General features: G+C 51.3%; 12 protein-coding genes and 2 pseudogenes. 8 read left to right on the top strand and 6 right to left on the bottom strand.

The window, feature by feature from the left end:
• The 3 genes and pseudogenes from DXA66_RS13815 to DXA66_RS13800 form a co-directional block, all read right to left on the bottom strand.
• Positions 1 to 185, bottom strand: a pseudogene (locus DXA66_RS13815) (hypothetical protein); the annotation flags it as partial.
• 344 nt (positions 186 to 529) lie between these two features.
• The gene (locus tag DXA66_RS13805; protein ID WP_118529304.1) at positions 530 to 1,117 is read right to left on the bottom strand and encodes a DUF2812 domain-containing protein; all 588 of its coding nucleotides are present in this window, start codon (positions 1,115 to 1,117) and stop codon (positions 530 to 532) included.
• A complete protein-coding gene (locus tag DXA66_RS13800; RefSeq protein WP_118529303.1) occupies positions 1,114 to 1,437 on the bottom strand; it encodes a PadR family transcriptional regulator in 324 nt (107 codons plus the stop codon). Before DXA66_RS13800 ends, DXA66_RS13805 begins: the two co-directional genes overlap by 4 nt.
• A gap of 1,250 nt (positions 1,438 to 2,687) precedes the next feature.
• On the opposite strand from DXA66_RS13800, the gene DXA66_RS13785 reads away from it, so the two are divergent.
• From DXA66_RS13785 to DXA66_RS13765, 5 genes are all read left to right on the top strand, one after another.
• Positions 2,688 to 3,653, top strand: a complete 966-nt coding sequence (locus tag DXA66_RS13785; protein WP_044953587.1) for a tripartite tricarboxylate transporter substrate-binding protein — start codon at positions 2,688 to 2,690, stop codon at positions 3,651 to 3,653.
• Positions 3,654 to 3,745: 92 nt separating this feature from the next.
• Positions 3,746 to 4,261, top strand: coding sequence for a tripartite tricarboxylate transporter TctB family protein (locus DXA66_RS13780; protein WP_117506178.1), 516 nt, complete (start codon positions 3,746 to 3,748; stop codon positions 4,259 to 4,261).
• Positions 4,262 to 4,272: 11 nt separating this feature from the next.
• Positions 4,273 to 5,781 (top strand): tripartite tricarboxylate transporter permease, encoded by a 1,509-nt coding sequence (locus tag DXA66_RS13775; RefSeq protein ID WP_118529302.1) that lies wholly within the window; start codon positions 4,273 to 4,275, stop codon positions 5,779 to 5,781.
• Between the two features lie 14 nt (positions 5,782 to 5,795).
• The gene (locus tag DXA66_RS13770; protein WP_117535515.1) at positions 5,796 to 7,151 is read left to right on the top strand and encodes a sulfatase-like hydrolase/transferase; all 1,356 of its coding nucleotides are present in this window, start codon (positions 5,796 to 5,798) and stop codon (positions 7,149 to 7,151) included.
• A gap of 16 nt (positions 7,152 to 7,167) precedes the next feature.
• Entirely contained in the window at positions 7,168 to 8,286 is a 1,119-nt protein-coding gene (locus tag DXA66_RS13765; protein WP_118529301.1) for a GntR family transcriptional regulator, read from the top strand.
• Positions 8,287 to 8,327: 41 nt separating this feature from the next.
• Here DXA66_RS13765 and DXA66_RS13760 read toward each other — a convergent pair whose 3' ends face one another.
• Positions 8,328 to 9,437: an anaerobic sulfatase maturase gene (locus DXA66_RS13760; protein WP_118529300.1), complete on the bottom strand. Its 1,110-nt coding sequence runs from the start codon at positions 9,435 to 9,437 to the stop codon at positions 8,328 to 8,330.
• Positions 9,438 to 9,583: 146 nt separating this feature from the next.
• Here DXA66_RS13760 and DXA66_RS13755 point away from each other — a divergent pair, with 146 nt between their 5' ends.
• The 3 genes and pseudogenes from DXA66_RS13755 to DXA66_RS14625 form a co-directional block, all read left to right on the top strand.
• A complete protein-coding gene (locus tag DXA66_RS13755; protein ID WP_117535512.1) occupies positions 9,584 to 10,171 on the top strand; it encodes a chromate transporter in 588 nt (195 codons plus the stop codon).
• Positions 10,168 to 10,731, top strand: coding sequence for a chromate transporter (locus DXA66_RS13750; RefSeq protein ID WP_097776428.1), 564 nt, complete (start codon positions 10,168 to 10,170; stop codon positions 10,729 to 10,731). The genes DXA66_RS13755 and DXA66_RS13750 overlap by 4 nt, the downstream gene beginning before the upstream one ends.
• A gap of 117 nt (positions 10,732 to 10,848) precedes the next feature.
• Positions 10,849 to 11,796 (top strand): annotated as a pseudogene (locus DXA66_RS14625) (recombinase family protein); the annotation flags it as partial.
• Between the two features lie 708 nt (positions 11,797 to 12,504).
• On the opposite strand, the gene xerC reads toward DXA66_RS14625, so the two are convergent.
• Together xerC and DXA66_RS13735 are read right to left on the bottom strand one after the other, a co-directional pair.
• Positions 12,505 to 13,905 (bottom strand): tyrosine recombinase XerC, encoded by a 1,401-nt coding sequence (xerC, locus tag DXA66_RS13740; RefSeq protein WP_118529299.1) that lies wholly within the window; start codon positions 13,903 to 13,905, stop codon positions 12,505 to 12,507.
• A gap of 14 nt (positions 13,906 to 13,919) precedes the next feature.
• Positions 13,920 to 14,225, bottom strand: a complete 306-nt coding sequence (locus DXA66_RS13735; protein WP_118529305.1) for a helix-turn-helix domain-containing protein — start codon at positions 14,223 to 14,225, stop codon at positions 13,920 to 13,922.
• Positions 14,226 to 14,251: the final 26 nt, after the last annotated feature.

Below are 14,251 nucleotides of genomic sequence, written 5' to 3'. Positions count from 1 at the left end.
ATCTCAGGATGCTTCTGGAGAATGGCATAACGGTTGTGGCCATCAACAAGTGTATTATTCCACACGATCAAAGGAGAGAGCAGCTTGCCCTCTTTGAGGATATTTTCTTCAAGCTGCTTAAATTCATCATCGGTCAGAGGGGGAATCTGGGACTGGAACTCCGGGTCGATTTTCAGATTGATCATACGCACACTCCTTTATCTCTCCTGCTGCGCCGGTTCTTCCTCCCGGAAAAAGGACGCAACATTCTGCTTTGCGGTTTTCAGCTTGAGCAGTTCTTCCTTGGCTTCTTTGTACTGCTCATAGAACTTTGCCTTTTCGGATGCCAGCTGTACATACTCGGCTTCCAGCTTTTTCGGGCTGGGCAGCTTTGTGATGTTGTTTGCCTTGAAATAGGCTGCTGCCGTCCGGTATGCTGTCAGTTCTGCACGATGCTGCTCCTCAAAAGCTGCGGAGCAATCTTTTTGGTATTTCTATAAATAATAATCAAGAGGGCGACAGCTTCTGTTGTCGCCCTCTTGATTATTATTTATTGTTCCCACGTTTTGGCTTTTTGTCGGACATTTATAATTTGGAGCTGGTATAGAATGCTGGGAATTGCAGAAACCAATGAAAAAATACCCAAGACAATAGAATGCTTGATAATGGCAAACAGTGCAAATAGGAGCAGCAGGAATAGCCATGGGTTACGCAAATTGCGGTAGTATTTTTCTTTATCGGCATAAGAAGTATGAAGTTCAAAAGGCTTTCCGTCGTTTGATTTTTCTACAATCAATAGTTCCCTGTTAAAAGTTGTTGCGTTTGTTGCAATACAACCGCCCATTTCCGCCCATGGACGCAATCGAACTTTTCCGACAGAATAGTTTAGATTGATATTTTTGAAAAATACCTTGTAGCCCATATCCTCCAAAAAATCAGCGTAGTCCGTTGCATTCTCTTTTGATTTTTCTCCGATAAACTCTACACAATAGGTCACTTCATCAGGACTGCATTCTTCAAATTCATAGAGCACCCTCCCTGTCCGGACAAGTCGATAGCCTTTTTCGGACATTTTGTTTAACCATTTTGCCTGTGCATTTAGCAATCCACCAAAGAAGCGATAACATTTTTTACTCATACTGCATCTCCAATAATTTCACTTGCAATGCTTACAAGTTCATTTAGTCTTGCAAGCTCTTTTTCTGCAATTTCTTTTCCCTGTGCTGTAATGTGGTATTCTTTTTTTCTTCCCTCACTATCGCCATAAGGTTCAATCCACTTCTTGTCCTGCAAAGAGTTTAATGCTCCATATAAAGTGCCTGCGCCTAGGGAAAGCCGTCCGTATGTTTTTTCTTCAATAAACTGCATAACAGCGTATCCGTGTTTTGGCGTATAAAGAGAAAGCAAAATATAAAAGGTGACTTCTGTAAGCGCACCACCTTTTGCATTATCGCGCATGGTTTGCCTCCTTGTTACGGTTACTGTAATAAATATATCACTAACCGTAATATTCGTCAAGCAGATTCAGGAAAATTATATAATGGGTGTGTGAAAGAAGAACAGTCTGCTCTCTATTTGTTTTGTTGTTCGGCGTGTCGTGGTGTTTAGAATTGCTAGGGATCGGTTGAACATTCGTTTTGGTCATTGTACCTCCTGTCTGTTCGATAACTCCTCGGTGAAGTTATGTAAGCACGACACGCCGTTGCTGTTCGCACCGTCAGGTGCGAACCATGAGCAGGGTTTGGGGGTGGGACCGCGTTTGCGAAGCGCAGCGCAGCAATGAAAGCCCCAGTGGGGCTTTTAAGCGGCAGCGCGGTCTGCGACAGCAGATGGAGGGGCGTTGCCCCGACAAGCGCTACCCCAACAAGATCACTTAGAAAACTCGCAAGAGTTTGAGAAGCGAAGTCCCGGATGGCCAGGAAATTTTCAAGAATTGAAAATTTGTGGCCACGGGACGGTTCTTGCCCTCTACCGCTGCGCTCAAAACGCATTTTCAACAAATGTTTCCGAATTGTTAAGACGCAAAAAATAAGTAGCGGGGCTCTGCTCATATGATGGGGTCACCGTTCACACCGAACGCAGTTCCTGCCCCTGTTTTGCAGCGGCGTTGACGAAAAGTCGGTATCACGTCCGGTCGGCTCATGAAATTTTCAAGGTGCAATCTTCCCTGAAAAAGAAAAATACCGCCCACGCAGCGCAGCGATGATTTTGTCGGGTGAATCGGCGGCAAAATGAATCGGGTGTGTTGCGGGGCGGTAGCTTCTTTCGTGGATTTTTCCTCACTGAAGTGGTGGGTCTCACGGTGATAACCAACCACTTTTGCAGAAGATTTGCAATCAATCTACAAGTTCAGTGGGATTTGTGATAGAGAATATCATGGTTCGTAGAGTACGTCAAGATGATTCCGAAGAAATTATTTATGAATGGAGACAATAGTAAGACTTCTATTATGAATATGATACACTTTACATCATGAAAGAATTTAAGCTGCACAAAGATGATTCAAGCCGATGTGCAATGTGCACAATAAGTTTTCTACAACAAAATACAGATGTGGTCATTTGGCTCTTTTATCAGACAACTTTTTCTGTAAAATAAAAAAATTTGTTGACTTGAAATTGCTTGAAATGTTATCTTGTTGGTAACAAAAGCACGGTGAAGTGCTTGCTACCACACGAAAAGGCAAAACAAAAAAGGAGAGTAAAATGATGAAAAAGCGTATTGCGGCGTTGGTCACCGCCGGTGTCCTTGCTTTGTCGATGCTTACCGGCTGCGGAAGCAAACAGGAGAGCTGGAAAGTTACCTGCCCGTGGGCACCGTCTGGTGTAGCAGCGATGGTCAGCCAAAAGGCTGCTGCCAAGTCCCCTGATTATTCTGATAATAAAATCACACTGGTTGCTGAAGCCGTCAAGGGCGATGCTGCTACTGTCAACACTTGGGTGTCCAGTACTAAGGCAAATGATAAGGAACTGGTCTTCGCCGGTGAGGGTCTGTTCGCCATTACCGAGACTCTGGATCCGGCCAAGCTGCAGTTCAGCTACGACGATTTCGAGTTCGTGGAGAACTTGTACTCCTCCGTCTTCGTCCTGTCCGCTGATTCTTCACTGAACCTCAAGAATCTGGACGATCTGGAGGCCTATGTCAAGGCAGGCAACCCCGTATCCGTGGCCGTTAACGGCGCTACCGGCTCCGAGGCTTTCCTGGCAGCGGCTCTGTTCGGCTCTATGGGTGCCGGCGACCAGCTGAAACTGACTCCGTACCAGTCCGCTGCGGAGGCTGCACAGGCTGTGGCAAAGGGCGAGACGAACTTTGCAGTCTCGCATCAGTCCCAGATCCTCGAGACCTACCAGCAGGGCGGCGTTGACGTGGTCTGCGCATTCGACGACAAGGCCATCGAAAACGGCCCCTTCGCAGGCGTTGAGGGCGTTGGCTCCAAGGGCTACCCCTACTTCCGCAACCGCTGCTTCGTCATGGCTCGCAAAGGTACTGACGCCGCAAAGGTTGCCGAGCTGAAAGAGCTGTATGATAAGATCCTCGCCGATGATGAGATGGTCGAGTGGCTGAACGACACCATGCTGCTGGAAGTCGATACCATGACCGAGGACGATGTGAAGGCTCACATTGAGAACGTCAAGAGCATCGTCGAGCAGTATAAGGACATCGTGGCGGGCTGATAACAGGCCCTCATAGCGAAAAAAGCTGAAGCAGGGGGGAGGGGATAGCCCCGACCCCCTGCTTTTATGGTTCAAAAAAGGAGTGGAAACAGGTGAAAAATCTGATAGAACGCATCGAAACAAGGCTGGACGAATGGGGCGCGAAGCTCGAGGAGAAGAACATCGAGTACCCCGTTGACCTGATCTGCGGCATTCTGTTTCTGGTCATAGGCATCGTGCTGCTGCTCATCATGCCCCAGCAGGTGCAGATCTCAGAAAAGGACGTTGTGAACGGCCGCGCCTTCCCGACGATGCTGGTCTGGCTCATGCTGGCCATGAGCGCCCTTCTGGTGGGTCGGGAGGCATACAATATGGTGATGCACCGTCCGGTCAAAACGAAGACGCTGAATCTTCTGGTGGAAGCAAAAGCTCTGGTCATCGTCCTCATTCTGGTGGTCACCTATCTGCTGGCGGAGATCACAGGTCTGTTCGTGGTGGGTGCCGTGTTCTGCGCGCTGGCCTTCCTGCTGTTTTTCCGCTGCAAGAAGCCCCTCTACTACGCCATCACCGTCTCGATGGCGGTGCTGATCTGGGTCGTGTTCCACTTCGTGCTGAATGTTAGTTTCTGAGGAGGCAAAATATGGGTTTGTTTGATTTTATCGGCCCGGCCTCCGGGCTGCTCTTCACCCTCGAAAATATCATATGGATCAACCTCGGTGTCTTTATCGGCTGCGTGTTCGCAGCCATCCCGGGCCTGAGCGTCATCCTCTGCATCATCCTGTTTCTGCCTGTTACCTACACCATGAAGGCCATTCCCGGCATGATGTTCCTTCTGGGTATCTACTGTGCGGGTGGATACGGCGGCTCGGTGTCGGCCATCCTCATCAACACCCCGGGCACGCCCCACGCGGCGGCTACTATGCTGGACGGTCATCCACTGTCCAAGATGGGCCGCACCAAGGCGGCTCTTAAAATCGCGCTGTATGCCTCCACCTTCGGTGGCATCTTCTCTGCACTGGTGCTGCTCTTCCTCGGCCCGCAGGTGGCCAAAATTTCGGCACAGCTGGGCACGGCGGAGTACTTCATGGTCTGCCTGTTCGGCATGACCATCATCGCAGGCGTTTCGGGCAAGAGCCTCGTCAAGGGCATCATCGCCGCTTGCCTCGGCCTGCTCATCTCCTGCGTGGGCGCAGACCCCATGACCAGCTACGACCGCTTTACCTTCGGCGTCCACCGCCTGTATCTGGGCCTCGACCTTGCCGTTACCCTCATCGGCCTGTTCGCACTGGTGGAGATCATCGGCAAGGCGGAGCTGAAGCGGAGCGAGCTGAACCTCCGCGCCGGAAAGATCGGCAACGACGACGGCAAGATTACAAAGGATGAGTACAAGCGGATGCTCCGCCCGGTGCTCATCGGCTCTCTCATCGGCTCTTGCGTGGGCATCGTGCCCGGCACCGGTGCATCGGAGGCCTCTTGGTTCTCCTACAACACTGCAAAGAATATGTCCAAACACCCGGAAGAGTTCGGCCACGGTTCTGTGGAGGGCGTTGCGGCGGCGGAGTCGGCCAACAACGCTGTCTGCGGTGCGACCCTCATCCCCCTGCTGACGCTGGGCATCCCCGGCGACGGCTGCGTGGCCATTATGCTGTCCGCTCTGATGATCAACGGCCTGAACCCCGGCCTCTCGCTCTTTACCACGGATGGTGCGATCATGTACGCCATCATGCTGGGTCTTATCCTTGTGAACATCTTCATGTTCCTGCAGGGCAAGTACCTGACCAGCCTGTTTGCAAAGGTTGTCTCCATCCCCCAGCAGATCCTGACCCCTATCATCGTCATCTTCTGCTTTGCCGGTGCTTACTCGGTGAACAGCAGCTATTTCGACCTGAGCGTTGCGCTGGTGTTCGGCGTGATGGCGTGGTTCATGCGCAAGCTGGAGCTGCCTGCTGTCCCTGTGCTGCTGGGCATGGTGCTGGGCAATATGACGGAGACCAATTTCCGCCGCGCCCTGCTCATCTCGGATGGAAGCCCCAGAATTTTCGTCAGTAGTGTGTACTGCTGGATCTTCATTGCGCTAATCGTGGTGGTCATTCTCGGCATTCTGCGCGGCAAGATGAAGGAAGCAAAGAACACCAAAGCAGAACAGTAAAGGAAGGTAAAACCATGGCATATAATATCATTTTCTATTTCAGTGACCAGCAGCGCTGGGACACCTGCGGCTGCTTCGGCCAGCCACTGAATATCACGCCTAATCTGGACAAGCTGGCGGCAGAGGGTGTGAAGTTTGACAATGCCTTTTCGCCTCAGCCGGTGTGCGGCCCCTGCCGTGCTCTGTTCCAGACCGGCAAATATCCCACCGAGACCGGTTGCTTCCGCAATAATCTGATGCTGCCCTCCAACATCAAGACGCTGGGCGAGTACATGGAAAAGGATGCCGGCTACGAGACGGCCTACATCGGCAAGTGGCATCTGGCTTCGGACGGTGAGCTGGAGAAAAAGCCCACCGTTGACCACACCATCACCGCTGTTCCGCTGGAGCTGCGCGGTGGCTATACCGGTTACTGGCGTGCTGCGGATGTGCTGGAGTTCACCTCCCACGGCTACGATGGCTATGTGTTTGATGAGAACAACAACCGCATCGATTTCAAGGGCTACCGTGCCGACTGCATTAACCAGTTTGCGCTGGACTATCTTGACCAGTATGCCGGCGAAAAGCCCTTCTTCATGACCGTGTCGCAGATCGAGCCGCACCATCAGAACGACCATAATCACTACGAAGGCCCCAACGGTTCCAAGCAGCGATTCGCAGATTTTGTTCTGCCGGAAGATCTGAAGGCTCTGGGTGGAAACGCAGCGGAAGAGTACCCAGATTATCTGGGCCAGTGTGCCAGCCTTGATGAAAACCTTGGTAAGCTGGTGTCAAAGCTGAAAGAAAAAGGCCTGTATGATAATACAGTTATCCTCTATGCTTCCGACCATGGCTCTCACTTCAAGACCCGCAACCGTGACGCGCACCTGAACGGCTATGATGATTACAAGCGCTCCTGCCATGACGGTTGCCTGCATGTGCCGCTGGTCATCTGTGGCGGCCCGTTCAAGGGTGGCAAGGAGATCACCGACCTGGTCAGCACCGAAAGCATTCCCAAAACTCTGCTGGCTCTGGCAGGCGTGGATGTCGGTGATAAGATGATCGGTGAAAATCTGCTTGACGTTGTGGAAAAGAAAAACCATAATAGAGTCAATGAGGTCTATGCACAGATTTCGGAAAGCCGTTGCGGACGCTGCATCCGTACTGCAGATTATATGTATTCTGTCTATGCACCCGGCGTCAACGGCGGCGAGGCTGCGGCATCCGATGTTTATGCAGACGACTTCCTTTACGATATGCAGAAAGACCCGTGGCAGCTGAACAATGTGGTCGCGGATCCTGCATATGCTGCGGTCAAGGCGGAACTTCGTGAACGTCTGCTGAATTGGATTCAGCACGCGGAAGGCAGCCGCCCCACTATCACCGACTGAAAAGGAGCGCTTGCCCATGCTCTCGGCTGTTGAGAAAAAATCCGATCAGGTTTATCGCTGGCTTCTGGCTTATATTGACGAAAACAAATTTTCCGGAAACCAGCGTTTGCCTTCGGAAAATGCGCTCTGCCGGAAGCTGGGTGTCAGCCGAGAAACGATACGAGTGGCCATCGACCAGTTGGTAGCAGAAGGACTCGTGTACAAGCTCAAGGGAAGTGGGACTTATTTCCACCGGGAAAAAGTAATGACGCGGGATTTGAACACAGATGATGCCCTTTATAAAATCGGCCTTGTCCTGCAGGGACAGGATACAAGTGCCAATTCGGGATTAATCGAAGGGGTTCGCAGTGTTCTGACGCAGGAGCAGGTTGACCTCCATGTATTTCTGACCGATAACAAATTCTGCAACGAACGCCGCTGTCTGGAGACTGTGGTACATCAGAATTTTCACGGTTTCATTGTGGATGGTGTCAAATCGAGCATCCTCAGCCCAAATCTTGACTGCTACAAGGAGCTTTACCGACGTAAGATCCCGGTGATATTCTACAACAACTTCTATCGGAACTTGCGCTGCCCCCGCGTAACGATCAATGACATCGAATGTGCCCATCAGCTGATAGGACGCCTGATGGATGCCGGACACAGCCACATTGCAGGCATCTTCGTGTACGACAACTACCAGAGCGTAGAAAAGTTTCAAGGCATGGCGGAAGCGATGCGAAATCGTGGTTTGGAACTGAACGATGATTACATCAAGTGGTGTATTTCGGACGAAGCCCACAACGAAAGCTATGTCCGTTCCATTGAAAGATTTCTGAAGAGCATCCCTAAATGCACCGCTATCGTCTGCTGCAACTACATCATCTATCGGCTGGTCATGAAAACCCTGCAGAAAATGGGGAAGACTGTACCCGAAGATTATTCGCTGGTCTGTTTTGATTATTCCGAAGAAACTTATCGGCAGGAGGATGTTACCTGCTCCGTGGAGCAAGGCTTCGAGATGGGACGTCAGCTTGCGCTGCGGCTTATGGAGATGATTTCCACCGGCGAATGCGATGACCGGAACTACACTTATGTCATGAAGCCCATCCTCTACGATGGCCATTCCATCCGGAAGATTAAAAAGGTAAAATAAAGATTCTCCCGGAGGCAGTACTGCTCTCCGGGAGAATCTCTTTATCGGTTTTGTTGTGCCAGAAAATGTGCAGCAGTATGCAGGCGCGGAAGCACATAGGCAAAGAACTGCTTATACGCTGCGCAAAAGCGGTTGCTTCCAGAGGCATCCCAATCTCGCTTGCATCCGCCCCGACAGAGCAGCTGATAAGCACATGCTGCGCATTCCGCCGGGCGTTTGCGGCCCTGTACCAGAAATGTCTGGCTTGTGGGAGAATCAAGCGCATCTTCAACGGTACAGTGGCTCAGATTTCCCAGCTTCCACTCATCCAGAACATAAAAGTCACAGGGATAAAGGCTTCCGTCACCTTCTACGGTAAGATAATGTCCACAGGAACCGGAGGAAGCGCAGGAGGTAGGCGGCATTCCCAGCAGGATACGCAGATAGTCCTCAAAATTGCGAACGCTGATATAATTGCCTCGTTGCAGCTGCTGATACCAAGTATCAAAGACGCCGCACAGAAAACGACCATAAAGTTCCGGCGTTAGAGAATATGCCTGCCCTCCAATCGTATCAAGTGGGTCAAGACATGGGATGAATTGCAGATTGTGCTGTCCCAACTCGCAGAGGCTTTTGAAGGCTCGCTGCGGCTTTCTGGCCAGCTGTCCGGTTACAACACAGAGCAGATTCGTTTCGACCCTGTAGGCATCCAGCAGCGCAAGCGCATGAGTTACTTTATCCCATGTGCCCTGCCCAGCTGCGTCCAGCCGATAGAGATCATGGTTCTCCTGTGTGCCGTCCAGAGAGAGGCCTACGAGGAAAGAGTTGGCTTTGAAAAAGGAAGCCCACTCTTCATCCAGACAAATGCCATTGGTCTGGATGCTGTGGAACACAGAGATATTGCGCTGCATGGAACGCTCCGTTTCCAGAAAGAACCGGAAGAAATCCAACCCGGCAAGAGTCGGTTCGCCGCCCTGAAACAGAAAATGGACGCTGCCGCCTTCCTCTGTGGCTGCAAAAGCCTTTTCAACCAGTTCTCCTGCCATTTCATGGGAAAGCAGTCCCATATTTTTGCAGGCTCGGCTGTTGGAAACATCGTCATAAAAGCAGTACCGGCAACGCAGATTGCACAGGCTGGACGCTGGCTTGACGAGAAATGTATTATGTTTCATAGAGATTCCCTCCGTGCTTCGCAGTTCTTAAAACAAGGATACCGGAAAATACGGGCTTTCGCAAGCAGTAACAGTTAAAAGCTGTTTGAAATAGTAAGAAAACAAATATAGTTGTCCGAAAATCAAAAAAGGAGAAGAAAACTTGTATGGATGAAAATAAAACATACGGTACACGGTTAGCACGGCTTTGGAAGCTGTTTTTGAGTACGCTGTACATTAGCAGCTTTACCTTCGGCGGCGGCTTTGTCATCGTGACCTTTATGAAGAAAAAATTTGTAGATGAGCTGCACTGGATCGATGAACAGGAAATGCTGGATATGACAGCGTTGGCGCAGTCCTCTCCGGGCGCAATCGCGGTCAATGCTGCAATTCTGGTAGGCTGGCAGGTAGAAGGCTTGATTGGAATGATCGTGGCAGTGTTGGGCACCATCATCCCACCTATGGTCATTCTTTCAGTCATTTCTGTGTTCTACAATGCTTTTGCCACCAATCGCTATATCGCGTTGTTACTCAAGGGAATGCAGGCTGGTGTGGCGGCGGTCATTCTGGATGTTGTATTCGACCTCGGCGGCAAGGTGCTGAAGACCCGCTCATGGGTGTATATTGTCCTGATGGTCGCAGCGTTTGTCGCAAATACGGTGTTTGATGTCAATGTGGTGGTGGTCATCCTTGCCGCTGCGGTATTCGGCGTGGTGCTGGCTCTGGTCCAGTGGAAAAAAGGTGGTGCAAAATGATCTACTTACAGCTTTTTCTCAGCTTTTTGCAGGTGGGTATGTTCAGCGTAGGCGGCGGCTATGCGGCCATGCCGCTGATCCAGAGCCAAGTGGTGGAACAACATGGCTGGCTGACGATGCAGGAGTTTACTGACCTCATCACGATTGCAGAAATGACCCCTGGTCCCATTGCGGTCAACTCGGCAACTTTTGTTGGTTTGCGTATCGCGCAGGTACCCGGAGCCATCATTGCAACACTAGGTTGCATTACACCGGCGCTGTTCTTTGTTTCACTTCTATCCTACATCTATCGTAAATACAAGGATATTTCTCTGCTGCAAAGTGTTCTGACCTGTCTGCGTCCGGTCATTGTAGCGCTTATCTTTGGTGCAGGTCTTTCTATACTGTCTATGGTGGTGTTCGGAGAGAGTGCAAAGACGCTCGCCAACGTAGACTGGATCGGCATCGGCAGTTTTGCATCGGCATTTTTTGTGCTACGGAAGCTCAAGTGGAATCCCATCCTGACCATGTGCCTGTGCGGCGTGGCCGGGCTTGGACTTCACATTTTGCTCGGAATATAATCTTAAGACAATTTGTCTGTTGGAATCATGAAAATAAATCACTGGGCTTGCAATCAGGGCAAAACTGTGGCATATACATTATACGAAACATTGCTTTAATGAACGTATTACCGTTCAATGACGTATAAAATGGAGGTGCCTGCCATGACCGCCGTGATCTACGCCCGCTATTCCAGTGACAACCAGCGTGAAGAATCTATTGAGGGTCAGATTCGGGAATGTACCGCCTATGCCGAGAAGAACAGCATTACGGTAGTCAAGCACTACATCGACCGTGCTATCTCCGCCAAAACGGACAACCGCCCGGAGTTCCAGCAGATGATTAAGGACAGCGACAAGAAGCTGTTTGACATTGTGCTGGTCTGGAAGCTGGACCGTTTTGCCCGGAACCGCTACGACAGTGCCCGGTATAAGACCCAACTCAAGAAGAACGGTGTCAAGCTTATGTCTGCCACCGAGATCATCTCCGAAGGACCGGAGGGCATCATTCTGGAATCGGTGCTGGAGGGCTATGCGGAGTACTACTCTGCCGACCTTGCTGAAAAGGTTGTCCGCGGACAGACGGAGAACATCCTGAAAGGACGCTGCAACGGTGGTCGTGGAACATTTGGCTATACGCTGGATTCTGAGCGGAAATTTCACATTGACCCGCTTGCCTCTCCTTTTGTGCTGGAATCGTTCAGGAAGTACCGGGATGGTCTTACAATGAAAGAGATTCGGGACTGGCTGAATGAAAATGGTATCAAAAATCCGGTGGGCGGTGCGTTTACTTATAACAGTGTCGAACACATGCTCAAGAATCGGCGGTACATCGGAGAATTGAAATTCCGGGACGTGGTCGTGCCAGATGCAATTCCGCCCATCGTGCCGCTGGAACTTTTCGACGGTGTGCAGGAGAAGATGTTGAAAAACAAGAAAGCCCCTGCCCGGAGAAAGGCAGAGGACGATTATCTGCTCACCACCAAGCTGTTCTGCGGCTACTGTGGGGCGTTGATGTTTGGCGAGAGCGGCACAAGCCGGACGGGTGAAGTTCACCGCTACTATAAATGTGCTACTGCCAAAAAGCACAAGGGCTGCAAGAAAAAGACCGTCCGTAAGCAGTGGCTGGAAGATCTGGTGGTCAACCAGACTATGCAGCTTGTCAAGGATGATGCCGCCATGGAATCCATCATTGCCAAGGTCATGGAACTACAAGACCGGGAGAACACCAATCTTCCCCTCTATGAGAAGCAGCTCCGGGATGCGAAATCGGGTATCCAGAATATGCTCAATGCGATTCAGGCCGGAATCCTCACCAGTTCCACCAAGGAACGATTGGAGCAGCTCGAAGAAACCAAGCGTGAGCTTGAAGCCCGCATTGCGGAAGAAAAGCTGGCGAAGCCGAAAGTGACGGAAGAGTTCATCCGCTTCTGGCTTCTCCGGTTTCGCAAGCTCAATATGAGCCAGAAAGACCAGCGGCAGGCATTGGTGGATACGTTCATCAATTCGATTTATCTGTATGATGATAAGGTTTTGATAACCTTTAATTATAAAGAAGGTACACAGACCATCACATTTGAAGAAGCGGCTCAAGCCGCATCAAAGGGAACTGGTTCGGATTTGGATTGCCTTGCTGCACCAGAAAATGCCGTGAAATCGAAAGATTTCATGGCTTTTTTGTTTTTCTGGCAGAGGCTGCACACTTTTGCACATCTCCTGCACACTTTACAAAAAAACCATGAACTCTTTGCATCGCTTGCACATCGTGTATTTCGCTGCACAAAAAAGAAAATTTTACGCGAAGAGTACCCGCGTCAGCTCGCGGCGATCCTCTGCGTCCATCTGCCGGATGGCTTCAAGGATCATTTTACCCGTGATTTTTGTTGCCACCGGCGTTTTGTTTTCCGGGGGTTCCTGCGGCTTTGAACCTGCCACATCCTGCGTGTAGAAGTCGGCTTCGATCTTCTCAGCCAGCTCCCACCGGGGCTTGTCCTGCGTGTGAGCGTAGGTGTCCATCAGGACGGTGGCGGTTGCATGGCCGGTGTTGCCCTGCACCGACTTGAAGTCACCGCCAGACTGCAGCAGCTGGTAGGTGGCACTGGAATGGCGCAGACCGTGGAACACGATCTTCACAAACTCCGGGTGCTCTGCCCGCCACATACGATACCACTTTGTCAGAACGTCCGGGGCAATGGGTAAGCCGTCTGGTAAGCGGAACAGCTGACCGCAGTTGCTGTACTTTTCCGGGGCATTCTGTTCGTCCTGCTTCATCTTTTCCAGCCATGCCAGAAGCTCCTCTTTCAAGGGCTTGGTCATGTACAGGATGCGGTTGGACTTTTTGGTCTTAGTCCGCTTAAGGATCAGCGAGGACTTACTCCCCTCCCGTCTGTCCGGGAAGGTGTGGTAGATTTGGGTGGGATCGATCTTGGACAGGGCGACCTTGTCGGCACGCTGCAGGGCTTTGTTCACCGAGATGGTTCCCCGTCCGTCTGCTGCGTCAAAGTCCAGATCACTCGGCTGTAAGCCGAGGATCTCACCCTCTCGCAAGGAGAGGATCATGCTCATGTGCACAGCTAGATGCAGGGCAGGGTTCTCGATGGTCTGCAGCGCCGCCAACATGGTGCGCTCATCCCAGATGGTGCGTTCTTCGGTATTGATCTTGGGGGCTTCACGGGGAGTAGGCGATTTGTGGATCAGATCCCAGTCAACAGCATACGAAAAGGCGGTCTTCAGGAGCGTGTGGACTTCGTGAATGGACGTGCTGGATAACAGCCGTTTCTTCTGATTTTCCGTCAGCTCCTGCTTCTCGCCGTGAACGTACTGGCCGCAGGGGGTCTGGCTCAGGGTGGCGTAGAACTGCTCAATGTCGTAGGTGCGGAGGTCTTGTACCTTCCGATTTCCGATATACGGCACGATGAGGTTCTGCACCATCGCCACAGATTGGGTGTAGGTCTTTGGCGACCACTTGTGTTTGCTGGACTGAATGGGGATCCACTTGTACAGCATCTCCTCGACCGTCATGGTGTCGGGCACGAGGAAGGTGCCGTCCAGCAGTTCCTTCTCCACCGTGATCTTGCGTTCCTGCGCTTCGGCCTTGGTCTTGAAGGTTTCCCAGCCCTTGCAGGGCTTGCCAGCATGATCTTTGTAGTTGTATCGGACGGAATACGTGTTGCCACGTTTCATAATAGATGCCATAGATGTTCCCTCCCTCAGACCGCTGCAAACCAATTGTCGAAGCTCTGCTTGCTTACCCGGATGCTGGTACCGAGGCGGATCACCTTGAAGTCTTTCGTGGTGTTGCACAGATTGTACGCAGCACGGTTGGAGATCGCCAACAGTTGGGCGATCTCCTCCACCCGGTAAACGAGCGGGGCGTGTCGGACGGTTTTGCTGGTCTGGTCAGAAGGTTCTACGGCAGGGGTTTCGGACAATTTCATTGTAGGAGATTCGGGCGCGATTTTCAAGTCCTCACGGGTCAGTTTGGCGGAATTTTTGCGGACATTCGTCATAGGCATGTCTCCTTTGCACTTCTCCAGACCCG

Origin of the sequence: Faecalibacterium sp. OF03-6AC (assembly GCF_003478175.1) — a bacterium.
GTDB lineage: Bacteria > Bacillota > Clostridia > Oscillospirales > Ruminococcaceae > Faecalibacterium > Faecalibacterium taiwanense.
Note: the sequence above shows the minus strand (reverse complement) of the source record. Positions and strands in the feature narration are given on the sequence as shown.